Annotated in this window: 1 protein-coding gene; it reads left to right on the top strand. The window is 68.9% G+C overall.

Features of this window, described 5'->3' with window-relative positions; translation table 11 throughout:
* The coding region (locus tag SB772_RS46495; RefSeq protein ID WP_410839333.1) for a hypothetical protein at positions 1-209 on the top strand (209 nt) is incomplete at both ends.

Raw genomic sequence — 209 nt, forward strand, 5'->3', positions numbered from 1 at the left:
GTGTCGGCCGCAACCAGCTTCAGCTTTACGCTCGACACGTCGGCCGCCGCACCCGGGGTGGCGCTCGCCACCGACTCGGGCAGCAGCGCCACCGATCACGTGACCAGCGTCGGTACCCTGACCCTCGGTGGTGTCGAGAGCGGCGCGACGGTCGAGTACTCGACTGATGGCGGCTCTACATGGAACACCGGCTTCAGCCCGGCTGAGGG

It is taken from the genome of Paraburkholderia sp. SIMBA_030 (genome assembly GCF_046535245.1).
In the GTDB taxonomy this organism is placed as follows: Bacteria; Pseudomonadota; Gammaproteobacteria; order Burkholderiales; family Burkholderiaceae; genus Paraburkholderia.